Source organism: Nonomuraea monospora (assembly GCF_039531895.1).
In the GTDB taxonomy this organism is placed as follows: Bacteria; Actinomycetota; Actinomycetes; order Streptosporangiales; family Streptosporangiaceae; genus Nonomuraea; species Nonomuraea monospora.
The window spans coordinates 1-24,055 of record NZ_BAAAQX010000068.1 but is presented as its reverse complement, the minus strand read 5'-3'; the positions used below and the strand labels follow the sequence as shown (position 1 = coordinate 24,055).

The following is a 24,055-nucleotide window of genomic DNA, read 5'->3' as shown; positions in this document are numbered from 1 at the left end:
CGTCCCTCCCCGCCCGGCGCGCCCATAAGGGACACAACCCTAGCGCCGGTGCGCGAGTTGCCGTGTGAGGCACGCCGAAGGATTATCGGCGTGTGTGATCGGAGAGCATGCTGTCGAGCCCGGCCGTGGGCTCGTCCGACAGCCGGCGGCGGCCTTTCCTGCGCCAGTTGACGTGACCGCGGCTCTCCAGCCAGAGCAGCAGCCGGTCGGCGCCGAACAGCACCGCGGCCGAGAAGACCAGGGCGACGACAATTTCCATGCACCCCAGTCAATCCACGGCACCCCGCGCCGGTCAGGCCGACACGCCGGTCAACCGGCCACCACCGTACCTTCTGACGTGCGCAAATGCCCCTCACCCGTATAGATCCACTTGGTCGAGGTGAGCTCGGGCAGCCCCATCGGGCCGCGCGCGTGCAGCTTCTGGGTGGAGATGCCGATCTCCGCCCCGAACCCGAACTCGCCGCCGTCGGTGAACCGCGTCGAGGCGTTGACCGCGACGGCCGCCGAGTCGACGAGCGCCACGAACCTGCGGGCGGCCCGCTGCGAGCGGGTGACGATGGCGTCGGTGTGGCCGGAGCCGTAGCGCCTGATGTGCGCGACCGCGTCCTCCAGCGAGCCGACGACGGCGGCGGCGATGTCGAGCGAGAGGTACTCGGCGTAGAAGTCGTCGTCGGTGACGGGCACGACGCCGGGGCCGTAGCCGGCGATCCGCTCGTCGCCGTGGACGGTCACGCCCGCCTCGCGCAGCGCCTCCAGCGCCTTGGGCACGAACGCGTCGGCGACGTCGGCGTGCACCAGGAACGTCTCCGCGGCGTTGCACACGGAAGGCCGCTGCGCCTTGGCGTTGACCAGGATCTGCACGGCCAGGTCGACGTCCGCCTCGGCGTCGACGTACACGTGGCAGTTGCCCACGCCCGTCTCGATCACCGGCACCGTCGACTCCTCGACCACCGAGTTGATCAGCGACGCGCCGCCGCGCGGGATGAGCACGTCGACCAGCCCGCGGGCGCGCATGAGCTCCTTGACCGAGTCGCGGCTCTGGCCGGGCACGAGCTGGACGGCGCCGGAGGGCACCTCGGTGGCTTCCAGCGCGCCCTGCATGATCTTCACCAGCGCGGTGTTGGAGGAGTAGGCGCTGGACGAGCCGCGCAGCAGCACCGCGTTGCCGCTCTTGAGGCAGAGCGCGGCGGCGTCGACCGTGACGTTGGGGCGGCCCTCGTAGATGATGCCGATGACGCCCAGCGGCACCCTGAGCTGGCGCAGCTCGAGCCCGTTGGGCAGGGTGGAGCCGCGCACCATCTCGCCGACCGGGTCGGGCAGGTCGGCCACCTCGCGCACGGCCTCGGCGATCGCGCCGACCCTGGCCTCGTCGAGCCGCAGCCGGTCGATCATCGCCTCGGAGGTGCCCTGCGCCCTGGCCCGCTCGACGTCCTCGGCGTTGGCCGTGACGATCTCGGCGGCGTGCGCGACCAGCGCGTCGGCGATCGCGCGCAGCGCCCGGTCCTTGGGCGCCCGCGGCAGCGGGGCCAGCTCGGCGGCGGCCTCTCGTGCCGCGCGAGCGACCTTCAGGAACTCTTCGGACATCACGCGCTCCTCTGGGGGGCCGGTCTAGTTGTGGGTTTCCAGTATGACGATGTCGTCGCGGTGGATCAGCTCGCGTTCATATTCCGGACCGAGCGTGCTGGCCAGCTCCCTGGTGGAGCGCCCGAGCAAGCCCGGGATCTCGGTGGCGTCGAAGTTGACCAGGCCGCGGGCCACCACGAGCCCCTGCGGGCCGCACAGGTCGACCGGGTCGCCCGCCGCGAACTCGCCCTCCACCGCCGTCACCCCGGCCGGCAGCAGCGACTTGCGGCGGCCCACGATGGCCTCCACGGCGCCCTGGTCGAGGTGGAGAAGGCCGCGCCCGGTGGTGGCGTGCGCGAGCCACAGCAGGCGCGTGCCGGGGTGGCGGCCCCCGGGGTGGAAGTAGGTGCCCACGTCGGCTCCGGCGAGCGCCTGGGCGGCGTGGGCGGCGGCGGTGAGCACCACGGGCACGCCCGCCCCGGTGGCGATCCTGGCCGCCTGCACCTTGGTGATCATGCCGCCGGTGCCGACGGACGCGCCGTTCTTGCCCAGCTCGACCCCGGCCAGGTCTTCCGGGCCGCGGATCTCGGCCAGCCGCTGCGAGCCGGGGCGGCTGGGCGGGCCGTCGTAGAGGGCGTCCACGTCCGACAGCAGCACCAGCGCGTCGGCGTGGATCAGGTGCGTGACCAGCGCCGCGAGGCGGTCGTTGTCGCCGAAGCGGATCTCGTCGGTGGCCACGGTGTCGTTCTCGTTGACGATGGGCACGATGCCCAGCTCCAGCAGCCTGGCCAGGGTGCGCTGGGCGTTGGCGTGGTGGGCGCGCCGCATCATGTCGTCGGCGGTCAGCAGCACCTGGCCGACGCGCAGCGAGTAGCGGGCGAAGGAGGAGGTGTAGCGGGCCACCAGCACGCCCTGGCCGACGGAGGCGGCGGCCTGCTGGGTGGCCAGGTCGCGCGGTCGCGCGCTCAGCCCGAGCGGGCCGAGGCCCGCCGCGATCGCTCCCGAGGACACCAGGACGATCTGCGTCCCGGTGCGGCGCCTGGCCGCCAGCACGTCCACCAGGGCGTCGACCCGGTCGACGTCGATCATGCCCTGGGGGGTGGTGAGCGAGGAGGAGCCGACCTTGACGACGACCTTCGACGCAGAGCTGATCTGTTCCCGCACGTAAGTGAGCCTATCGGCTCGCCGGAGGGCCGACGCTACCGAATTACCCCTTAATCTGCATTGACTGCATTACTTCAATGAATGTAATTTTTCGCTCGTGGAAACTCGCATCTACGCCGTCACCGGCGCCGCCTCCGGCATCGGCGCGGCCACCGCCGACCAGCTCGCCGCCTCCGGCGCGAAAGTGATCCGCTGCGACGTGCGCGACGCCGACGTCCTCGCCGACCTGACCACGCCGGAGGGCCGCGACAGCCTCGTGTCGGGGGTCGCGGCGGCCTCGGGCGGCAGACTCGACGGCGTGGTCGCCGTCGCCGGGCTCGCGCTCCCGTCCGACCTCACCGTCCGGCTCAACTTCTTCGGCACCATCGCCACCCTGGAGGGCCTGCGCCCGCTCCTGGCCGCCGCCGAGCAGCCCAGGGCGGTCGCCGTGTCGTCCCTCAGCGCCATCGTGGCGGCCGACGAGGGCCTCGCGCGGGCCTGCCTCACCATGGACGAGGACGCCGCCGCGACGGCCGCCCGCGCGCTCGTCGAGGCCGGGCACGGACGCGCCGTCTACCCGTCCAGCAAGCTCGCGCTCAACCGGTGGCTGCGCCGCGCCGCCCTGTCGTGGGCCGGAGCCGGCATCCCGCTCAACGCGGTGGCGCCCGGCGTGGTGGACACGCTGACGGCGCGCGCCGCCTTCCTGGACGACCCGCGCACGCGGGCGCTCGTCGCCGCCGCGATGCCGCAGCCGCTGGGCTTCCCCGGCCCGGTGGACGCGGTCGCGTCGCTGCTGGCGTGGACGGTCAGCGCCGCCAACTCGTTCATGACGGGCCAGATCCTGTACGCGGACGGCGGCGCCGAGGCCACCCTCCGCCCCTGAACCCCAGCCCGCGCCAGCACCCCGCCCCGCCCCGCCACGCGCCCAAGCCCTGCCCCGCGCCCGCGCCCGCGCCCGCTCCTGCGCCTGCGCCTGCGCGCTAGCGTGCTGCCCCCAAGCCCTGCCCGAGCCTTGCCGCGCTGCCCAAGCCCTGCCCGCGCCCTAACCCTGCCCCGCGCCTGCGCCCGCGCGCTAGCGTGCCGCCCCCAAGCCCTGCCCCCGCTAGCGTGCTGCCCGAGCCCTGCCGCGCCGCCCAAGCCATGCCCCGCCCCCGCCGCCTGCGCGCTGCCCCAAGCCCTGCCCAAGCCCTGCCCGCTGGCCTGGGCCCGCACGCTGGCCGCGCGAGCCTTCCGCCCACACAGCGCCGCCCGCGCGGGCCCAGGGTGTGTCAGTCGAACCGCATGTCGGTGCCGCGCGGCCCCTGCCGCACCGACTCCGCGTTCAGCGTCGGCTGCCAGTCGAAGACGTACCCGCCCTCCATCGGCCCGATGACCACCTCGGCCCCGGCCTTGGCACCGGCCTTGGCCAGCTCAGCCTCGACCCCCAGCCGCTCCAGCCGATCGGCGAGATACCCCACGGCCTCGTCGTTGCTGAAGTCGGTCTGCCGGATCCACCGCTCCGGCTTCTCGCCGGTGATCTGGAACAGGTTGTCGTTGACCCGCCGCACCTTGAACCCGGCGTCACCGAGCTGCTTGGGCCTGATCACCAGCCGCGTGGGCTCCTCGACCGGCTTGTTGGCCCTGGCCGCCGCGACCCACTCGCCCATCGCGTACGTCAGCTCCCGCAGCCCGTCGTGCGTGGCGGCGGAGATCGTGAACACCTGCAGCCCCTTGGCCTCGAACTCGGGCCTGACCATCTCGGCCAGCTCCCGCGCGTCGGGCACGTCGGCCTTGTTCAGCACGATCATCCGCGGCCGGTCCTCGAGCTTGCCGTACGCCCGCAGCTCCGCCTCGATCACCTCGTAGTCCGTGACCGGGTCGCGGCCTGGCTCCATGGTGGCGCAGTCGATGACGTGCACCAGCATGTCGCACCGCTCGACGTGCCGCAGGAACTCGTGCCCGAGCCCCTTGCCCTGCGACGCGCCGGGGATCAGGCCGGGCACGTCGGCGACGGTGAACACGTTCTCGCCCGCGGTCACCACGCCCAGGTTGGGGATCAGGGTGGTGAACGGGTAGTCGGCGATCTTCGGCTTGGCCGCGCTCAGCGCCGCGATCAGCGAGCTCTTGCCTGCGCTGGGGAACCCGACCAGCGCCACGTCCGCGACGCTCTTCAGCTCCAGGGTCACGTCGAGGCCGTCGCCTGGCTCGCCGAGCAGCGCGAAGCCGGGCGCCTTGCGCTTGGTGGTGGCCAGCGCGGCGTTGCCGAGCCCGCCGTGACCGCCCTGCGCGATCACGTACCGCGTGCCGGCGCCCACCAGGTCGACCAGCACCTCGCCGGTGGCGGCGTCCTTCACCACGGTGCCGTTCGGCACGGGCAGGATCACGTCCTCGCCGTTGGCGCCGTCACGGTTGGAGCCCTGGCCCTGCTTGCCGTTCTCCGCCTTGCGGTGCGGACGGCGGTGGTAGTCGAGCAGGGTGGCGGTGTTGGGGTCGACCTCCAGGATCACGTCGCCGCCCCGCCCGCCGTTGCCCCCGTCGGGGCCGCCCAGCGGCTTGAACTTCTCCCGGTGGATGGAGGCGCACCCGTTTCCCCCGTCACCGGCCGTGATGTGTAGGACCACCTGGTCCACGAAGTCCGGCATCCCCGCATCCTCCATCACCCCGTCAGGGGTTCACTCGTACCAATACCGGAGGCCGAACCCCCTGAAAAACGCAAAGGGGTGGATCGACACCAGATCGCGTCGATCCACCCCTGAAGCAACAGACCCGAAGGCCGAGCGGGAAACCCTACTCGGCGACGGGGACGATGCTCACGGCCCGGCGGCCGCGCTTGACACCGAACTGCACGTGACCGGCGGCCAGCGCGAACAGCGTGTCATCGCCACCACGGCCGACGTTGTCGCCGGGGTGGAAGTGGGTGCCACGCTGACGGACGATGATCTCGCCCGCGTTGACCAGCTGGCCACCGAAGCGCTTGACGCCCAGACGCTGGGCGTTGGAGTCACGACCGTTCCGGGTGGACGACGCGCCCTTCTTGTGTGCCATCTCTCAAAACTCCCGTCAGGCCTGCTCGATACCGGTGATCTTCACCTGGGTGTACCGCTGGCGGTGACCCTGGCGCTTCTTGTAACCGGTCTTGTTCTTGTACTTGAGGATGCGGATCTTCGGGCCCTTGGTCTCACCGAGAATCTCGGCGTTGACCGTGAACTTGCCCGCCTCCGTGGTCACATCGCCGTCGTTGACGACGAGCACCGTCGGCAGCGAAACCGAAGAGCCGACCTCGCCGGCGACCTTGTCCACCTCGAGGACGTCACCGACGGAGACCTTCTGCTGCCTGCCGCCGCAACGAACGATCGCGTACACCGCGGAACCCTTCTACTGACTCACTGTTGGTTTCGTTTCGACCCTCGGCCGCCTCACGGAGAGGCGGCCGCCGAATGCTGCGCCCGTCATTCGACCGGTCTCAGACCGACGAACCGAAGTAAGCGCGCCAACAGGGCACGTCACCTGACGCACCGATCCACCAGGGTACCGGATTAACGGTGCCCTAGGCGAACCGGACGGATCGTCGGAAGTCCGCCGAGCGGCTACTCGGAAGACTTGGCTCGGCGGGAGCGTCGCCGCCCTCTGCCGGAAGTCTGGTTTGCCTGGTCGTCCTCGGCCGGGACGTCTTCCAGCGCACCGGTCACGGTATCACGGCTGGAGGAGTCCTTGGCCGCGGAAACCTTGTCCGAGACCGCCTTCTCGACCGCCATCTTGCCCTGCGTGCCGCGCGCCTCGGGCTTGCTCTCGACCGGCTCCGTGGAGACCAGCAGGCCACGCCCGTTGCAGCACTCGCACGGCGTCGAGAACGCCTCCAGCAGCCCCTGACCGACCCGCTTACGCGTCATCTGGACCAGCCCCAGCGAGGTGACCTCGGCCACCTGGTGCTTGGTCCTGTCGCGCGCCAGGCATTCGAGCAGCCTGCGCAGCACCAGGTCGCGGTTCGACTCCAGCACCATGTCGATGAAGTCGATCACGATGATGCCGCCGATGTCCCGCAGCCTGAGCTGGCGGACGATCTCCTCGGCCGCCTCCAGGTTGTTCCTGGTGACGGTCTCCTCCAGGTTGCCGCCCTGGCCGGTGAACTTGCCGGTGTTGACGTCGACGACGGTCATCGCCTCGGTACGGTCGATCACCAGCGAGCCGCCGCTGGGCAGCCACACCTTGCGCTCCATCGCCTTGCCGAGCTGCTCGTCGATCCGGTACGACTCGAACACGTCGCCGTGGTCGCCGTCGTCCCACTTCGACAGCCGCTCGGCCAGGTGCGGAGCGACGTACTTGACGTACTCGTCGACCGTGTCCCAGGCGTCGTCGCCCTGCACGACCAGGTTCGTGAAGTCCTCGTTGAAGACGTCACGCACCACCCGGATCGTCAGGTCGGGCTCAGCCGACAGCAGCTCGGGCGGGCTGGCCGACTTGGCCTTCTTCTGGATGTTCTCCCACTGCGCCGACAGCCTGGCCACGTCGCGGGCCAGCTCGTCCTCGGAGGCGCCCTCGGCCGCGGTGCGGACGATCACGCCGGCGTTCTCCGGCATGACCTTCTTCAGGATGCTCTTGAGCCGCGTGCGCTCCTTGTCGGGCAGCTTGCGGCTGATGCCGGTCATCGACCCGTCCGGCACGTACACGAGGTACCGCCCGGGAAGGCTGATCTGCGAGGTGAGGCGGGCGCCCTTGTGGCCGATCGGGTCCTTCGTGACCTGCACGAGCACCGACTGGCCTGACTTCAGCGCCGACTCGATCCGCTTCGGCTGGCCCTCCAGCCCGGCGGTGTCGAAGTTCACCTCACCGGCGTACAGGACGGCGTTCCTGCCCTTGCCGATGTCCACGAACGCCGCCTCCATCGAGGGCAGCACGTTCTGCACCTTGCCGAGGTAGACGTTGCCGACGTACGACTGGCTGGCCTCGCGGTTGACGTAGTGCTCGACGAGCACTCCGTCCTCCAGCACCGCGATCTGCGTGCGGTCGCCCTGCCTGCGCACCACCATCATGCGGTCCACGGACTCGCGGCGGGCCAGGAACTCCGACTCGGTGATGATCGGCGGACGCCGGCGGCCGAGCTCGCGCCCCTCGCGGCGACGCTGCTTCTTGGCCTCCAGCCGGGTCGAGCCGCGCACGCTCTGCACGCCGTCGGTGGCGGTGTCGAGCGCCGCCGCACGGCCGGAGCGCGGCGCGCGGATGCGCACCACGGTGTTCGGCGGGTCGTCACTGGACGGCTCCGCGCCCTCTTCGGTGCCACGGCGACGCCTGCGACGGCGACGGCGCGAGGTGGAGGAATCCTCTTCCTGGGCCTCCTCCGCCTGCTCCTCGTCGCCCTCGTCCTCGGACTCCTCGCCGTCCTCGGCCTCGTCACGCTCGCGCGCCTTGCCGCGGCCCCTGCCGCCCCTGCGGCGACGGCGACGGCGGCTGCCGCCCTCCTCTTCCTCCTGCTCGTCGGAGGTGTCGAGGTCGGTCTCGTCCTCGGTCACGGTCTCGTCGACCGGCTCCTCGACCTCCTCGGGCTCGGGAGCGGGCTGCGGCGGCTCGGCCTTGCGCTGCGCGGCGGGCTTGGCGCGGCTGGGGTCGGGCGCCTGGAACAGCGGCGCGAAGATGGCCGCGGGCCGCTGGAACGCGGCGCCGCCCGGCTCGACGTCCCTGCGGGCGGTCAGCCCGAACGGGTCGGCGAGCAGGCTCGGCCGGACGCTGTCCTCGTCGAGGTCCTCGCCGGCGGGCTCGTCGTCGAGCGGCTCGTCCTCGGGCAGGATCTCCAGAATGTCCTCGTCGTCGCCCTCACCGTCGGCCACGATGGCCCGTGCGGCCTCAGCGGCCCGCGCCGCCTCAGCCTGCGCCGCCTCAGTGGCCTCAGCCGTCACACCACCGGCACCCCCGGACGCCCCGGCTCGCGCCGCCCCGGCCCCGGCCCCGGCTCGCGCCGTCTCGCCACTCTTGGCCCCGGCAGCGGCCTGTGCACCGGCTTCTGGGCCCCCAGCACCCTGAGCACCCGCACCTTGAGCACTCGCAGCTTGGGCGCCCGAAGCCTGAGCACCCGAAGCCTGAGCGCCTGCAGCCGGAACGCCAGCAGCCTGCGCGCCGGCAGCCTCGCCACCGCGCGCCCCAGCACCGGCACCGGCACCGGCCGACGCCTCAGCCTCACCAGCCGCCTTCCCGGCCTTCGCCGTCGTCGCCTTACGCGTACGACGCCGCGTCGTCCCGCCAGCGGCTTCCCCAGCGGCCACACTCTCGTCCCCGAACGGGGCAGCGGCCTCGCCACCACCGGACGGCGCGACCACCTCGCCCCCCGCGACGGGACCCGTCTCGGCCGCCCCGGCCCGAGCGGCGGAGTCCTCCACGGACCGCACCTCGGCCGCCTCGGCGGCGGGCGCGGCGACCTCTTCGTCCTTCTTGCGCGTCCTGCGCCGCTTCACCGGCGCCTCCGCGACAACCTCTCCGGCCGTTTCCACAGAGGCGGCCCCAGTGGCGGCCTCAGTGGCAGCCTCGGTGGCGGCTTCCGTGGCAGCCTCAGCGGCTTCCGCCTCGGCCTTCTTCGTCGTACGCCGCCGCGTGGTAGTCGCGGTCGAACGTGTCCTGGTAGCCCTCTTCGGCTTCTCCGCGTCGGCCACGGCCTCGGCGACAGCCGCCTCGACCGGGCTCACGCCTCCAGCACCGCTCACGCCTTCGGCACCGCTCACGGCGGTGGCCAGCAGCTCGGCCGCGGGCTCACCCGCGGCCCGCTGCGCGGCGGTACGCTGCACCGCCTGCACGTCGGCCACGGACGGCGCGTTCTGCGCGGCGGCACTCGTGACCGGTGCGGAGGCCGGCTCCTCCGGCAACTCCGGCGGAGGACCCGCGGGGCGGCTGGCGGAGCGGCGACGCTTGGTCACCTCGGGCTGTTCAATTGTCTCCCCGTCAGGGCCAGTGGCCCCGGCGTTGGGCTCGTTGTCGAGCATGCGGGCGTTCTCCCGTCAGCTCCCGGGCGCGTCGCCGCGCCGCGCAGGAGCCCTCGTGTCTCGTTGTCCGCCGGCGCTCCCGTAGTGAGCGCGCCGACGCCAAGTCCTGTCAGCGGTCGTGCCCGGCTCGCGCCGCGCACTGGGCGTGTCCGGCACATGCCGGTCACTCCCTCAACCGGCGACGTGCTCACCCGCCGGTCCCGCCTCGCCGCCGCGCGTGATGTCGCGGTCCAGGTCGAGCGGGTCGGCAAGTGCACCGGTACTCGCGTCGAGCGGCCCCTGCGCCAGCCTGGTCACCTCGGGGGGAACCGGCGGCGCGAAGTCGGCCACAAGGCGCAGCCCTGTGAGCACATCGTCGGGTCGAACGGCAGGCGTCATGTGCCGAACAACCATGCGCAGTATGACACACGGCTCCCCACGCACCTGAGCTGCGGTTCTTTCTGTTCCCTCGGAAACCGTGAGCCCCAGGACGGCCTGCCGCGCGTCGAAGCGGCGGGGACCCTTCTTGGTCAGGCGCTCGACTTCCACCGTGCCTTCCGCGAGAAACTTCTGCACCGCCACCTCGGCGAGCTCGCGATCGGCACCGGACAGCCGCACCTCCCAGTCGGAGACCTCCAAGCGGTCGGCCAGCCCACCCTGCCCCGCCTCCACGACGTCGAGCACATCGAGCCCGGAAGGCAGCGACTCGTCCAGGCTCTGCTTGACCTGGGCGGGGTCGCACGGCGTGGTGACACCGATCTCGAGGTATTCGGCTTCGCTGGCGACGCCGGTCGGCGCCGCGCCCGCGTAGGAGATCTTCGGGTGGGGCGAGAAGCCCGCGCTGTAGGCCACCGGAATACCGGCACGACGGACCGCCCTCTCAACGGCCCGCGAGATGTCGCGGTGACTGGTGAAGCGCAGACGGCCGCGCTTGGCGTAACGCACACGCAGGCGCTGCACCGTGGGCGCGGGCGGAGGCCCTTCGGGAACAGGTTTCAGAGCTTGTCGTCCTTCCCTTGTAAGAGTTCCTTCGTCTCAGGATAAGCCGCTGCGGAGGATGAACGTGTACACCGTGACACGGCTCGCCCACTGAGCGCGCTAGACCACCGTCAGAGGAAGGAGTTTGCGCCCCGTGGGGCCGATCTGAATCTCGGTGCCCATGGTGGGGCAGACACCGCAGTCGTAGCAGGGGGTCCAGCGGCAGTCCTCGACCTCACCGCCGGTGACGGCCTCCTGCCAGTCCTGCCACAGCCATTCGCGGTCGAGCCCGGCGTCGAGGTGGTCCCACGGCAGGACCTCGTTCTCCTCGCGCTCGCGCGTGGTGTACCAGTCGACGTCGACGCCCGCCTTCTCGGCGGCGGACATCCAGCGCTCGTAGGAGAAGTGCTCGCTCCAGCCGTCGAAACGGCCGCCGTCCTCCCAGACGGCCTTGATCACGGCGCCGACCCGGCGGTCGCCCCGCGACAGCAGGCCTTCCACGATGGACGGCTTGCCGTCGTGGTAGCGGAAGCCGATGGCCCGGCCGTAGTTCTTGTCGCCTCTGAGCGAGTCGCGCAGGGCCTTGAGCCGTCTGTCGACGGTCTCGTGGTCTGCCTGGCCCGCCCACTGGAACGGGGTGTGCGGCTTGGGCACGAAGCCGCCGATGGAGACCGTGCAGCGGATGTCGCGGCTGCCGGTCGCCTCGCGGCCCGCCTGGATGACCTTCTTGGCCAGGTCGGCGATGCCGAGCACGTCTTCGTCCTGCTCGGTGGGCAGCCCGCACATGAAGTAGAGCTTGACCTGCCGCCAGCCCTGCGAATAGGCGGTGCTGACGGTGCGGATCAGGTCTTCCTCGGTGACCATCTTGTTGATCACCTTGCGCATGCGCTCCGAGCCGCCCTCGGGCGCGAACGTCAGGCCCGAGCGCCTGCCGTTCCTGGAGAACTCGTTGGCCAGGTCGATGTTGAACGCGTCGACCCGGGTGGAGGGCAGCGACAGCGAGGTGTTGGTGCCCTCGTAGCGGTCGGCCAGGCCCTTGGCGACCTCGCCGATCTCGGAGTGGTCTGCGGACGACAGCGACAGCAGGCCGACCTCGTTGAAGCCGGACTCCTTGATGCCGTTTTCGACCATGGCGCCGATCGTGGTGATGGAGCGCTCGCGCACCGGCCGCGTGATCATGCCGGCCTGGCAGAACCGGCAGCCGCGCGTGCAGCCGCGGAAGATCTCCACGCTGAACCGCTCGTGCACCGTCTCGGCCAGCGGCACCAGCGGTTTCTTCGGGTAGGGCCACTCGTCGAGGTCCATCACGGTGTGCTTGTGCACCCGCCACGGCACGTCGGCCCTGTTGGGCGCGACCCGCTTGATGCGGCCGTCGGGGTGGTACTCCACGTCGTAGAACTTGGGCACGTAGACCCCGCCGGACTCGGCGAGCCGCATCAGCAGCTCGTCACGCCCGCCGGGGCTGCCCTCGCCCTTCCACTCGCGGATGACCTCGGAGATGGCGATGGAGATCTGCTCGCCGTCGCCGAGCACGGCCGCGTCGAGGAAGTCGGCGATCGGCTCGGGGTTGAAGGCCGCGTGGCCGCCCGCGAGCACGATCGGGTCCTCCTCGCCCCGGTCGGCGGCCCGCAACGGGATGCCGGCCAGGTCGAGCGCGGTGAGCAGGTTGGTGTAGCCGAGCTCGGTCGAGAACGACACGCCGAGCACGTCGAAGGCGCGCACCGGCCGGTGCGCGTCCACGGTGAACTGCGGGACGCCTTCGGCCCGCATGAGCGCCTCCAGGTCCGGCCAGACCGCGTAGGTGCGCTCGGCCAGCGTGCCGGGAAGCTCGTTGAGGATCTCGTAGAGGATGGCCACGCCCTGGTTGGGCAGCCCGACCTCGTAGGCGTCCGGGTACATCAGCGCCCATCGCACGTCCGCCGAGTCCCAGTCCTTGACGGTCGAGTTGAGCTCACCCCCGACATACTGGATGGGCTTCTGCACCTTGGGCAGCAGCGCTTCCAGGCGGTGGAATATCGACTCGACAGGCATACCGTCAAGGGTAGCGGCGCTCAGGCGGTGGCAGGTCCCGCGACGTTTCCCCGATGTCCTCCGGACGCCGGAATGGCCGCGAACATACCGCTAGTTGAACGACTGGCTGCGCACCCTGATGGCCTGCAACAGCCCGACCGCGATGAGGTTGGCGAACGTGGCGGTGCCGCCGTACGACACGAAGGGCAGCGGCAGCCCCGTGATCGGCATGATCCCGATCGTCATGCCCACATTGATGAACGTCTGGAACGCGAACCAGCACACGATCGTGCCGGCGACCAGCGTCCCGAACCGGTCCTCGCACTGCCTGGCGATCTTCAGCCCGCGCAGCAGCACCACGCCGAGCAGCAGCACCACCGTGACGGACCCGAGGAACCCGAACTCCTCGCCCGCCACCGTGAAGATGAAGTCGGTGTGCTGCTCGGGCACGAACCGCCCGGTCGTCTGCCCGCCGCCGAGCAGCCCCTTGCCCAGCAGCTGCCCCGAGCCGATCGCGATCATCGACTGGGTGCTGTTGTAGCCCACCCCGCGCGGGTCCACGCTCGGGTCGACGAACGCGGTGAACCGCGCCACCTGGTACGGCTCCAGCATCTGGAAGTAGAACACCGAGAACACCCCGGCGCCCGCCACCAGCGTCAGCACCCCGACCCACCGCTTGCGCATCCCCGCGATGATCAGCCCGGCGGCCGTGATCACCGCCAGCACCAGCGCCGTGCCCAGGTCGGGCTGGAGCATCACCAGCCCCATCGTGAGCCCCGAGGCGAGCAGCGCCAGCGTCACGTCGAGCCCGCGCGGCCGGTCGCTGCCCTCGGCCGGCTGGGCCAGCAGCATCGCGATGATGAGCAGCAGCCCCACCTTGGCGAACTCCGACGGCTGCACCGCGAAGCCCCCGCCGAGCAGGATCCACGAGTGCGACCCGTTGATCGTCGCGCCCAGCGGCGTGATCACCAGCACCAGCCCGACCAGCGACAGCAGGAACACCAGCGGCGCGTACGCCCGCATCGCCCGATGGTCGACCATGGCCACGATGCCGCACAGCACCACGCCGATCGTCTCGTTGAGCAGGTGCTTCTTGACCAGCCCCGTCGAGCCGGGCGCCCAGGTCCTGGTGCACGACCAGACCAGCAGCGTGCCGATCACGCACAGCCCGGCCACCGCGACGAGCATCAGCCCGTCGAGCCGCCGCACGGTCGAGTTCTCGGCGGTGATCCGCCGCATCAGTGAGGGCCTCCGGACGGCCGCCGTCCGCGCCATCACCCCCGGCCTCCTCTACGCGTGCTCATCCCCGGATCACCATCCCGTCCGGCGCGAAGCGCGGCAGCCTCGTGGTCAGCCGCCCGCCGTTGGGCACCGCGGGCTTGCGCTTGATGCCGTAGATCCCCTCGTAGATCTCCCGTACGGCCGGAGCCGCCGTCTGCGCGCCCATCCCGCCCTGGGAAACCATCGCCACCACCACGTACTGCGGGTTCTTCGTCGGCGCGAACGACGCGAACCACGAGGTGTCCTGCTTGCCCCACACCTCGGCCGTGCCGGTCTTGCCGCCCACCCGCACCTTGTTCATCGGGAACCCGGCGAAGGCCCCTGCCGCCGTGCCGTCGGCGGCCACCTGGCTCAGCGCGTGCTTGATGTAGAGGCGTTCCTTCTCGCTGATCGGCAGCTTGCCCACCACCGGCACGGGGATCGTCCTGACCACCTTGCCGTCGGGACGCACCTGCGCCCACCCGATGCGCGGGCTGCGCACCTTGCCGTCGCTCACCAGCGCCATGTACGCCCTGGCCAGTTGCATCGGCGTGACCAGCACGTCGCCCTGCCCGATGGAGAAGTTGGCCGAGTCACCAGGCCGCAGCAGGAACCCCTCGGTGCAGTTCTCCAGCGCCAGCCGCTTCAGGAACTCGGCCCGCGCCCTGTCCTTCTCCTCCGGATACCCCTTGCGCGACCGCTCGCAGTTGACCGCGCTGGTCTGGTTCCACAGATCCTTCTTCCAGGCCCGGTCGGGGATGCGCCCGCCCGACTCGCCCGGCAGGTCGACGCCGGTCGGGCTGCCGAAGCCGAAGGCCCGCGCCGTGTTGGCGAACACCTCCTTGGGCTTGCGTTTCGGGGTGCGCCCGCCGTCCTTCAGATACTGCTCGTACGCCGCCCGGTAGAAGATCGTGTCGCACGACTTGACCAGCGCCGTGTGCAGGGTCAGCGTGCCCAGCGGGATGCCGCGGAAGTTGTTGAACGCCCGGCCGCCGACCGCGTACGAGCCGGGGCAGGAGTAGTGGCCGTTGAGCGGGTATCCGGCGCGCAGCATGGCCGACACCGACGAGACCTTGAACGTCGAACCGGGCGCGAACTGCCCGTTGATGGCCCGCGACACGAGCGGCTTGCCGGACTTGTCCGACAGCAGCCACTGGTAGCCGCGCGCCGAGATGCCGCCCGCCCAGATCTCCGGGTCGTAGCCGGGCGCGCTGGCCAGCGCCACCACCCGCCCGCTGCGGGCGTCGAGCACCACCGCGGCCCCGCCGTCGGCCGACGGCGCCGACTTCATCGCGTTGGCCAGGGCCTTCTCCGTCACCGTCTGCACCCGCGAGTCGATGCTGGTCACGAGGTGGTCGCCGGGGATGGGCGTGATCTGCTCCTCGACGCCGAGCGCCTTGCCCATCCGGTCGACCTGCACCCTGCGCAGCCCGGCCTTGCCCCGCAGCGCGTCGTCGTAGACGTATTCGAGCCCGTCGCGCCCCGCCAGGTCGACGCCGGAGAAGCTGGCCTTCAGGCCCTCCCGCTTCTCCAGCTCCGCCTCGGTGACCGGCTGCAGGTAGCCGAGCATCTGCGCGCCCGCCCTGCCGCCGGGATACTGCCTGACGGAGTGGATCTCCGCCGTCACCCCGGGGAACTCCTCCTGCCGCTCCAGGATCTGCAGCGCCTCGCGCGTGTCGACCTTCTCGTCGAGCGGCACCGGCTGGTACGGCGACCCCGTCCAGCACGGCTTGCCCACGCCCGGCCCGCACGGCGTGATGCGCTGCTGCAGGTCGGACACCGGCCGCCCGAGCACCTCCGACAGCTTGCGCAGCACCTTGACGCCGCCGTCCTTCATCCTCGACAGCCGCGTCCTGTCCACGGAGACGACCAGCGCGGTCTTGTTGCGCACCAGCGGCCGGCCCGAGGAGTCGAGGATCTGCCCTCGCACGGCCGGCACGATCACGGCGCGCGTCCTGGTCTCGGTGGCCCGCGTCACGAACTCCTGCCCGCGCACGACCTGCACCTGCCACAGCCGCACGGCCAGCACCACGAGCAGCGTCAGCACCAGCACGTGCAACGCCAGCAGCCGGGCCCGCATCCTGGTCATGTCGCGAATCTCTTTCTGGTGGTCAGCCAGATCACGACGGGCGAGACCAGCAGCGTGTAGACGATCGTGACCGGCACCTGCTCGGTCAGCGTGGCCACCGTCACCCGCGGGTCGGCGATCAGCCCGCCCACGGCCGCCGCCAGCAGCGGCGCCATCAGCACGCACAGCACGACGGTCGTCACGGGGCCTCCGGCGCCTCGCCCGGCGACGTAGCCGACGAGCGCCAGCACGAACGCGTACTGGCCCATGAGGTGAGCGGACGGCGGCATGACGTCGACCAGCAGCCCCGCGAAGAACCCGAGCACCGCCCCCGGCCCGGGGCCCCTCACCAGCGCCGCCCCGATGACGGCCAGCAGCACCAGGTCGGGCGCGCCGCCGGCGGGCAGCGGCACCCGGTTGACGAGCATCACCTGCGCCAGCATCGCCAGCACCACGGAAACACCCCCGATCACCGCTCCCCCTCCCTGCACGCCGGTCCCGCCCCAACGCCCCCGATCACCACGGCCTCGCGTCCGCGTCCCACCGCCAACCGCACCCGAGCGCCCCCGATGTCTGCCGTCACGGCTCCGCATCCCACCGCCGGCCCCACCTGAAGGCCCCCGACGCCCACCACCGCGGCTCCGCATGCCACCGCCGGTCCCACCCGGAGGCCCCCGACGTCCACTGCCGCGACTCCGCATGCCACCGCCGGTCCCACCCGGAGGCCCCCGACGTCCACTGCCACGGCTCCGCATACCGCCGCAGGCCCCACCTGAAAGCCCCAGATGTCCACCGCGGCGGTTGCGCGTGTCACCGCGCCCGCCCGAACGCCCCCGATCACCAAGACCGCCCCCTGCGTGTCACCGCGAGCCCTCCTTGGCGGGCAGCAGCGCGTCACGCGGATCCCGCTTGGGCGCCTCCACCACCACGCCGACCACGTCGAGCGCCGTCAGATCGGCGTACGGCCGCGCGTAGGCGATGCGCGTCAGCTCCCCCGGCGTGGACTCCACCCGCTCGATCACCCCGATGGGCACCCCCGGCACGTATGGCCTGGCGTGCTGCGAGCCGAAGCTCACGATCCGCCCGCCCCTGCTCATCGCCGCCGTGGAGTCGAGCAGCCGGAACTGCACCAGCCGCCCGTGCTCCCCCACCCCGTGCACGACGCCGATCTCCTTGCCGCCTTCCAGCCGCGCCCCGGCGGCCGAGGCGGGATCGCTGATCAGCACCACGGTCGAGGTGCGGGACGAGGCGTGCAGCACCCGCCCGACGAGCCCGTCGCCGTTGAGCACGGTCATCTCGGGCCGGACCCCGTCGGCGGTGCCGATGTCGAGCTGCACCGCGTCCTCGAAGCCCGGCTGCCCGCGCCTGGCGATCACGTTGCCGGGCACCACCTTGTAACCGCCGGCCCCGGCCAGCCCGACCAGCTTGTCGAGCTCCTTGGCGCGGTCGGCGTCGAGCTTGCCGGCCAGCAGGCCGCGGCGCAGCTCGGCGTTCTCCGCCTTGAGCGCCTCGATGCGCTCCCTGGCGGCGGGCGCGGTCAGTATCGCGTGCATGAACGTGCTCACGGGGCGGATCACCCCGCCTCCGAACTGCTCCGCCGTGCCGAAAACGTAGGACCCGGCCGCGCGCAGCGGGCGCAGCGGCGAGCTGTCGCCGGTGCGGTGGTCGACGGTCAGGATGACCAGCGCTGCCGCCAGCAGCACTCCCAGGATCAGCCGGGCACGGCGTGAATCTCTCATCAGTGTCGCGACTCCGGCACCAGGACCTGCTGAAGGGCCTCGAACTCCTCGGCGCACTTGCCGGACCCGATGGCCACCGAGTCGAGGGCGTTGTCGACCAGGTGGACGGGCATGCCCGTCTCGGCCTTGACCCGCTCGTCGAGCCCCTTGAGCAGGGCGCCGCCTCCGGTGAGCGCGATGCCGCGGTCCATGATGTCGCCGGACAGCTCGGGCGGGCACTTGTCGAGCGTGGTCTTCACCGCGTCGACGATCGCGTTGACCGGCTCCTCGGTGGCCTTCCTGATCTCCTCGCTGGACACGATGATCGTCTTGGGCAGCCCGCTGACCAGGTCGCGCCCGCGGACCTCCGCGTGCGCCTCCTCACCGAACGGGCACGCCGAGCCGATGGCTATCTTGATCTCCTCGGCGGTGCGCTCGCCCAGCATCAGCGAGAACTCCTTCTTGGCGAACGCGATCACCGCCTGGTCGAGCTCGTCGCCGCCGATCCTGATCGACTGGCTGGTGACCACGCCGCCCATCGAGATGATCGCCACCTCGGTGGTGCCGCCACCGATGTCGACCACCATGTTTCCCGTCGGCTCATGCACCGGCAGCCCTGCGCCGATGGCGGCGGCCATGGGCTCCTCGACGATGTAGACCTTTCTGGCCCCCGCCTGGTAACCGGCCTCTTTCACCGCCCGCTGCTCAACGCTGGTGATGCCGCTCGGCACGGCGATGATGATGCGCGGCTTGGCGAAATGTCGCCGCCGATGCACCCTTTGGATGAAATATCGCAACATCCGCTCAGTGACGTCGAAATCCGCGATCACACCGTCCTTGAGTGGACGGATCGCGATGATGTTGCCAGGTGTGCGGCCGATCATTCTTTTAGCCTCGATACCAACCGCAACGATCTTGCCTGTCGCCGTGTTTATCGCGACGACTGATGGCTCGTTGAGCACGATGCCACGACCACGCACATAGACCAGCGTGTTGGCGGTGCCCAGGTCGACCGCCATGTCACGGCCGAGGAACGCGAGCTTGCTGCCCATGGGGAACGGAGCCCTCCGTAACGTCGTTCGCGAATGACTACGGATCGAATTCGAATCGTAACGTGACGTACCCACCGATGCGCGCAATGAGCCATCGCGCCCATCAAAAATCTCCAGCCCCTACCTCAACCGCAATTTTGCCCGGATTGCACCACAACATCCGTCGAGAGGCTGGAACGATCCAACAACCAACCGCGAGAAACCATACGGTAAGCGCCCGACAAAATCCCGTCGGCGGCCCACCTCCCACCAGCTTCCGCCCGCGCGCCTTTGACAACATGGGCGACAAACAAACGCGCCCCCGCGGCCGAAGCCGCGGGAGCGCGCATAAGAAACCGGGAACGGACTAGAACCGGTCCGGGAAGAAGATCTTGACCTCACGGGCCGCCGACTCGGGCGAGTCGGAGCCGTGGACCACGTTCTCGCCGATCTCGAGTGCGTGGTCGCCGCGGATCGTCCCGGGAGCGGACTTGACCGGGTCGGTGGCGCCGGCCAGCGCGCGGAAGGCCTCGATGGCCCGCGGGCCCTCCAGCACCATGGCGACGAGCGGCCCCGAGGTGATGAACTCGACGAGCTCACCGAAGAACGGCCGCTCGGAGTGCTCGGCGTAGTGCGCCTTGGCGGTGTCGGCGTCGAGGGTGCGCAGGTCCATCGCCACGACCTTGAGGCCCTTGCGCTCCACACGGGCGATCACGTCACCGATGAGGCCGCGCTTAACCCCGTCGGGCTTGATCAGGACAAGAGTGCGCTCGGACACTTGAAGTTCTCCTTCGAACAGAATGGGGTCGCGGCGGCAGGCATCGGCCTGGCCGCGAAGACGCGTCGCGGGGGCACGCGCCCACGCGTCGCCGTGGCAGGGCCCTCAGCTTACCGTCCCCGGCCCCCGCCCTCGTTGCGACAGCGGAACCGACAGCGAAACCGGCAGCGGAACCCAGCCTAGGACGACGCGCCGTCCTCCGGCGAAAGCCCTTGTGGCGGCACGGCGGGCCCCTCTCCCCCGGAGGCGACTCCCGCCGTGTCGAAGGCGCCCATGGCCGACACGGGCAGCACCACTCGTGGGATCGCCCCGGTCGGCCCCTCTTCCTCCTCGTCGGCCGGACTCGGCGCCGGCACGAGCAGCACGTCCACGGGAGGGCTGATCGGGATGCCCGCGCAGGGCGGCTCCACCGGCGGCGCGGGCTCCTCGGCGCGGGCGCCCCTGCCGGAACGCCTGGCCATCACGGCGGCCAGCACGATGATCGCCACCACGAGGAAGCCGCCGATCAGCGCCCACCAGTGCAACGCCCCCACGAAGCTGTCGACCAGCTCCTGAGCCGACCGCACCCCGTCCAGCATGGACATCTGCACGCCCGTGCCGAGCAGGAACCCCGCCAGCACCCCCGTGCAGCCCAGCGACAGCCCGAACACCGCCGCCCCGATCTCCGCCTCCTGCAGCGCCGCCGTCAGCGCCACCGCCGCACCCACTGCCAGCAGGCTGAACGGCACGGCCAGCACCATCCCGTCGGCCGACGGCACCACGAGCCGCACCGAGCACAGGCCGACCACCATCGCCAGCAGCCCCATGGGCGCCAGCCAGCGCGCCGCGCCCCGCGCGAACAGCCGCACCAGCACCGAGGCGGCCACCGCGAGCAGCCCCGCCGCGGCGTACGACACCCACAGGCCGCGCAGCCCGGGACCGCCGAGACCGCCCATCTCCACCAGCGTGACCTGCGCGGCGCTGGGCAGCAGCACGACGCCGACCGCCACCATCGTGTACGCCGGAGTGCGGCTGCGCGTGACCCCGGTCGAGGCCAGCGCCAGCAGCCCCACGACCGCCACCGCCGCCAGCAGCATCACCGGCACGGCCCGCCAGCCCTCGCTCGCCGTGCTGATCGCCACAACCGCGATGGCCGCGGCGGGCACGGCCGCCAGCAGCAGCCGCCCGCGATCGCGCAGGTCGGGGACGGGCGTCCCGGGCCGCCCGAGCAGCATCCACGCGACCAGGTGAACCGCGGCCAGGCCGAGCGCGACACCCGTGACCAGCGGGTACGGCTGCAGCGTGACCCGCCAGCTGCTCACCTCGTCGAGCGGCCACAGCGCGAACGCCTGAGCCGCCAGCAGGCTCAGCCCGAGCACACCCGCCCACAGGGCCCGCAGGACCGCCACACGGTCCCACACGGCCACCAGCGTGGTGGTCAGGACGAGCCCGGCGCCGACGCCGCGCAGCACGCGCACCGCGCCGACGAGCAGCTCGGAGCCCGCGTACCCGCCCGCCGCGTCGGACAGCGCCATCAGCGCCAGCCCTCCGACCAGCAGGTGAGCGGCGGGCACGCGCCGCAGTGCCACCCCCGCCAGCGGGACGGCCAGCATCAGCGCGGGCAGCGCGAGCCCGTTCGTCCGCATGAGCCCGGCCTGGTCGAGGCCGGGTGGCAGCAGCCCGGCGACGACGGAGAGGGTGTTGGGTATCGCGACGACCGCCAGAGGCAGCGACGCCACGACGAGGAGCCCGAGCAACGTGTCGAGCAACCAGGGATGTCTGAGGCGCGCCTGATGCGGCGGCCGCGTGATTGGGGGGACGGCCATGTAGGCCGACTTTAGCGGGAAGTAGCGCCCTCGACACGGCGAGCGACGATAATCGCCGTTATCCACAACGCGGTGAAGAGCACGCCGAGGAAGAACATGGTCGTCACGAGGAAGCCCGTGCAGATCGCCAGCACCTGTACAACACTGCCGAGCACGTACCCGAAAGGCCGTTTGAGCAGGCCCGCAGCGATCACGCAGAGCACCGCGAGCCCGATGCCGACCGTCACGGCGACCGCCGGCTCGACCTCGCCCACGCCGATCGCCACGGGCGTGACCAGCCCGGCCACGATCGCCTCCATGCCGAGCACGCTGGCGCCGAGCCTGCGCATGCCGGGGGTGACCTCGAAGCTCATCATGTGCCGTCCGCCTTGAGCAGCAGCCGGGCGTCGCCCGCCGTCACGACGGACCCGGTGATGAGCACGCCCGTGCCGCTGAACTCGCCCTCGGCATCGGCGATGCCGATCGCCATGTCGATCGCGTCGTCGAGCCGCTCGACGATGTGCATGCGCTCCTCGCCGAACAGCGGCTCGGCCAGCGCCGCCAGCTCCTCGGCCGACAGCGACCTGGGCGAGGAGTTACGCGACACGACGATCTCGTCGAGGATCGGCTCCAGCAGCTCCAGCATCGCCTCGACGTCCTTGTCGCGCATGGCCGCGACCACGCCGATCACCTTGGCGAAGTCGAACGCCTCGTGCAGCCCATCCAGGGACGCCTGCATGCCGCCGGGGTTGTGCGCGGCGTCGATCACCACCGTCGGGGTGCGCCGCACGACCTCCATCCGCCCCGGCGACGACGCCTGGGCGAACGCGGCGCGGACGAGCTCCACGTCGAGCGGGTCGTCGCCGCCGGTCAGCGCCTCGACGGCGGCCAGCGCGCACACCGCGTTGCTCGCCTGGTGGGCGCCGTAGAGCGGCAGGTACACCTCGTCGTAGACGCCCTTGAGGCCGCGCAGCGTGAGCAGTTGCCCGCCCATCGCCACCTCGCGGTTCAGCACGCCGAACTCCAGCCCCTCGCGGGCCACGACCGCGCCGACGTCGGCCACCCGCCGCATCAGCACCTCGGCGGCGGCCAGCTCCTGCTGCGCGAGGATGGCGGTCGCGCCGGGCTTGATGATGCCCGCCTTCTCACCGGCGATGCTCGGGATGTCCGGCCCGAGCCGGTCGGTGTGGTCGAGCGAGATCGGCGTGATCACCGACACGGTGCCGTCGGCGACGTTCGTCGCGTCCCACGACCCGCCCATGCCGGTCTCGATGACGGCGACGTCGACCGGCGTGTCGGCGAACGCCGCGAACGCCATCGCCGTCAGCAGCTCGAAGAACTGGATGCGCCGCCCCTGCGTGTCGGTCAGCTCGACGTACGGGATGACCTCCTCGTAGACCTGCGAGAAGCGCTCCTCGCTGAGCGGCTCGCCGTCCACGGTGATCCGCTCGCGCATCGACACCAGGTGCGGGCTGGTGAACCGCCCCACCCGCAGGTTGCGCTCCCTGAGCAGCGCCTCGGTCAGCCGCGCCGTGCTCGTCTTGCCGTTGGTGCCCGCGATGTGTATGACCGGGTACGCCCGCTGCGGCGAGCCCAGCAGGTCAAGAAGGGCCGCGATCCGATCGAGCGTCGGCTCGAAATCCCACTCGACGCCACGATCCAGGATCGCGCGTTCTACCGCACGATAATCCACCCTTCAACCCTACTGACCGCCGGAAGCGGTCCGGACGCCGGGCGAACATATTGCCGAGCAGATAGAAATGTGGAGGGTACCTACCTGGACGTTCCCGATGCCACCTTGGGAAACAGCCCGCTCCACCCCCCGGCGGGCCGCTCTAGAGGAGGCAATCGTGGAAGGCGAGCACACTCGCGCGGACAAGCCAGGCGGCATCAGCAGGAAGACGCTGTTCAAAGCGGCACTCATAGCGACACCCGTCCCCCTGCTCGTCGGACAGGTGCCGGCCCTCGCCCGGCAGACGGCCCAGAGCGGCGTCCCGCTCAGCCCCACCCCGTACTGCGACGACGGCGACGACCCGACCATCCCGCAGACGGAGGGCCCCTACTTCAAGCCGAACTCGCCGCAGCGCACCGTCCTGCCCGGCGCCGGCACTCTTCTCACAGTCAGCGGGTACGTCTTCGGCCTCGCCTGCCAGCCGCTGGCCAACGTGCTGCTGGACTTCTGGCAGGCCGACAACGGCGGCGCCTACGACAACATCACCTACAACTTCCGCGGCCACCAGTACACCAACGCCCAGGGCGCGTTCAAGCTCACCACGATCGTGCCCGGCCTCTACCCCGGCCGCACGCGGCACATCCACGTCAAGGCCCAGGCCCCCGGCCGGCCGATCCTGACGACGCAGCTCTACTTCCCTGGCGAGCCGCGCAACAACACCGACACCATCTTCGACCCCCGCCTCCTGATGAACGTCAGGACCGTGGGGACGGGCAGGGAGGCCACGTTCGACTTCGTGCTCAACGTCCCGGGCACCCAGCCCACGGACCCACCGACAAGTCCGCCTCCGGGCGGCGGCACCTGGCAGGTTGGGGTGACCTACCAGGCGGGTGACCGGGTCACCTACGGCGGCGCGGCCTACCGGTGCCTGCAGGGGCACCGTTCGCAGGCGGGTTGGGAACCTCCCAATGTGCCCGCCCTGTGGCTGCGCCTCTGACCCATACGGTCCCCGAACGCAAGAGAGGGCCACTCCAGCTGCTGGGAGTGGCCCTCGTTGCGCCAAAAAGAAAGGGCCCCGACGCGTTGGCGTCGGGGCCCTTATCCATAAAGATTGTCCGGCGGTGACC

Annotated in this window: 21 protein-coding genes; 2 read left to right on the top strand and 19 right to left on the bottom strand. The window is 71.1% G+C overall.

What is annotated here, in order from left to right; translation table 11 throughout:
• Positions 1-82: 82 nt before the first annotated feature.
• The 3 genes from ABD331_RS58715 to proB are packed head-to-tail and all read right to left on the bottom strand — an operon-like array spanning position 83 to position 2,727.
• Entirely contained in the window at positions 83-259 is a 177-nt protein-coding gene (locus ABD331_RS58715; protein WP_187415184.1) for a hypothetical protein, read from the bottom strand.
• A 50-nt stretch (positions 260-309) separates the two neighbouring features.
• Positions 310-1,584, bottom strand: coding sequence for a glutamate-5-semialdehyde dehydrogenase (locus ABD331_RS58710; protein WP_344495967.1), 1,275 nt, complete (start codon positions 1,582-1,584; stop codon positions 310-312).
• 24 nt (positions 1,585-1,608) lie between these two features.
• Positions 1,609-2,727: a glutamate 5-kinase gene (gene proB / locus ABD331_RS58705; RefSeq protein ID WP_222871985.1), complete on the bottom strand. Its 1,119-nt coding sequence runs from the start codon at positions 2,725-2,727 to the stop codon at positions 1,609-1,611.
• Between the two features lie 97 nt (positions 2,728-2,824).
• Here proB and ABD331_RS58700 point away from each other — a divergent pair, with 97 nt between their 5' ends.
• Complete coding sequence (locus ABD331_RS58700) at positions 2,825-3,589, top strand: SDR family oxidoreductase (RefSeq protein WP_344495964.1); 765 nt, start codon at positions 2,825-2,827, stop codon at positions 3,587-3,589.
• A gap of 385 nt (positions 3,590-3,974) precedes the next feature.
• Here the strand turns inward: ABD331_RS58700 and obgE are convergent, their stop codons facing one another.
• The 16 genes from obgE to ABD331_RS58620 all read right to left on the bottom strand — a co-directional run bounded on the left by obgE (position 3,975) and on the right by ABD331_RS58620 (position 22,949).
• The gene (obgE, locus tag ABD331_RS58695; protein ID WP_344495962.1) at positions 3,975-5,327 is read right to left on the bottom strand and encodes a GTPase ObgE; all 1,353 of its coding nucleotides are present in this window, start codon (positions 5,325-5,327) and stop codon (positions 3,975-3,977) included.
• A gap of 145 nt (positions 5,328-5,472) precedes the next feature.
• A complete protein-coding gene (rpmA, locus tag ABD331_RS58690; RefSeq protein ID WP_012893687.1) occupies positions 5,473-5,730 on the bottom strand; it encodes a 50S ribosomal protein L27 in 258 nt (85 codons plus the stop codon).
• A gap of 15 nt (positions 5,731-5,745) precedes the next feature.
• Positions 5,746-6,048 (bottom strand): 50S ribosomal protein L21, encoded by a 303-nt coding sequence (gene rplU / locus ABD331_RS58685; RefSeq protein ID WP_080046162.1) that lies wholly within the window; start codon positions 6,046-6,048, stop codon positions 5,746-5,748.
• A gap of 224 nt (positions 6,049-6,272) precedes the next feature.
• Positions 6,273-8,576 carry an Rne/Rng family ribonuclease gene (locus ABD331_RS58680; RefSeq protein ID WP_344495958.1) on the bottom strand — a complete coding sequence of 768 codons (2,304 nt, stop codon included), beginning with the start codon at positions 8,574-8,576 and terminating at the stop codon, positions 6,273-6,275.
• Positions 8,573-8,857, bottom strand: coding sequence for a hypothetical protein (locus tag ABD331_RS58675; protein WP_344495956.1), 285 nt, complete (start codon positions 8,855-8,857; stop codon positions 8,573-8,575). The genes ABD331_RS58680 and ABD331_RS58675 overlap by 4 nt, the downstream gene beginning before the upstream one ends.
• 964 nt (positions 8,858-9,821) lie before the next feature.
• The gene (locus ABD331_RS58670; protein ID WP_344495954.1) at positions 9,822-10,589 is read right to left on the bottom strand and encodes a TIGR03936 family radical SAM-associated protein; all 768 of its coding nucleotides are present in this window, start codon (positions 10,587-10,589) and stop codon (positions 9,822-9,824) included.
• Positions 10,590-10,727: 138 nt separating this feature from the next.
• Entirely contained in the window at positions 10,728-12,638 is a 1,911-nt protein-coding gene (locus tag ABD331_RS58665; protein ID WP_344495952.1) for a TIGR03960 family B12-binding radical SAM protein, read from the bottom strand.
• Positions 12,639-12,728: 90 nt separating this feature from the next.
• Positions 12,729-13,892: a rod shape-determining protein RodA gene (gene rodA / locus ABD331_RS58660; protein WP_148443624.1), complete on the bottom strand. Its 1,164-nt coding sequence runs from the start codon at positions 13,890-13,892 to the stop codon at positions 12,729-12,731.
• Positions 13,893-13,917: 25 nt separating this feature from the next.
• On the bottom strand, positions 13,918-15,966 hold the full coding sequence (mrdA, locus tag ABD331_RS58655) for a penicillin-binding protein 2 (RefSeq protein ID WP_344495950.1): 2,049 nt from the start codon (positions 15,964-15,966) through the stop codon (positions 13,918-13,920).
• Positions 15,963-16,418: a rod shape-determining protein MreD gene (mreD, locus tag ABD331_RS58650; RefSeq protein ID WP_148443626.1), complete on the bottom strand. Its 456-nt coding sequence runs from the start codon at positions 16,416-16,418 to the stop codon at positions 15,963-15,965. The genes mrdA and mreD overlap by 4 nt, the downstream gene beginning before the upstream one ends.
• Before the next feature lie 387 nt (positions 16,419-16,805).
• Complete coding sequence (gene mreC / locus ABD331_RS58645) at positions 16,806-17,684, bottom strand: rod shape-determining protein MreC (RefSeq protein WP_344495947.1); 879 nt, start codon at positions 17,682-17,684, stop codon at positions 16,806-16,808.
• Positions 17,684-18,715, bottom strand: a complete 1,032-nt coding sequence (locus tag ABD331_RS58640; RefSeq protein WP_344495994.1) for a rod shape-determining protein — start codon at positions 18,713-18,715, stop codon at positions 17,684-17,686. Before ABD331_RS58640 ends, mreC begins: the two co-directional genes overlap by 1 nt.
• Positions 18,716-19,061: 346 nt before the next feature.
• Positions 19,062-19,472: a nucleoside-diphosphate kinase gene (ndk, locus tag ABD331_RS58635; RefSeq protein ID WP_148443628.1), complete on the bottom strand. Its 411-nt coding sequence runs from the start codon at positions 19,470-19,472 to the stop codon at positions 19,062-19,064.
• 179 nt (positions 19,473-19,651) lie between these two features.
• The gene (locus ABD331_RS58630; RefSeq protein WP_344495944.1) at positions 19,652-21,220 is read right to left on the bottom strand and encodes a hypothetical protein; all 1,569 of its coding nucleotides are present in this window, start codon (positions 21,218-21,220) and stop codon (positions 19,652-19,654) included.
• Between the two features lie 68 nt (positions 21,221-21,288).
• Positions 21,289-21,630 (bottom strand): DUF4233 domain-containing protein, encoded by a 342-nt coding sequence (locus ABD331_RS58625; protein ID WP_344495942.1) that lies wholly within the window; start codon positions 21,628-21,630, stop codon positions 21,289-21,291.
• Entirely contained in the window at positions 21,630-22,949 is a 1,320-nt protein-coding gene (locus tag ABD331_RS58620) for a bifunctional folylpolyglutamate synthase/dihydrofolate synthase (RefSeq protein WP_344495940.1), read from the bottom strand. The genes ABD331_RS58625 and ABD331_RS58620 overlap by 1 nt, the downstream gene beginning before the upstream one ends.
• 157 nt (positions 22,950-23,106) lie before the next feature.
• On the opposite strand from ABD331_RS58620, the gene ABD331_RS58615 reads away from it, so the two are divergent.
• Entirely contained in the window at positions 23,107-23,925 is an 819-nt protein-coding gene (locus tag ABD331_RS58615; protein ID WP_344495938.1) for a dioxygenase family protein, read from the top strand.
• Positions 23,926-24,055 lie beyond the last annotated feature (130 nt).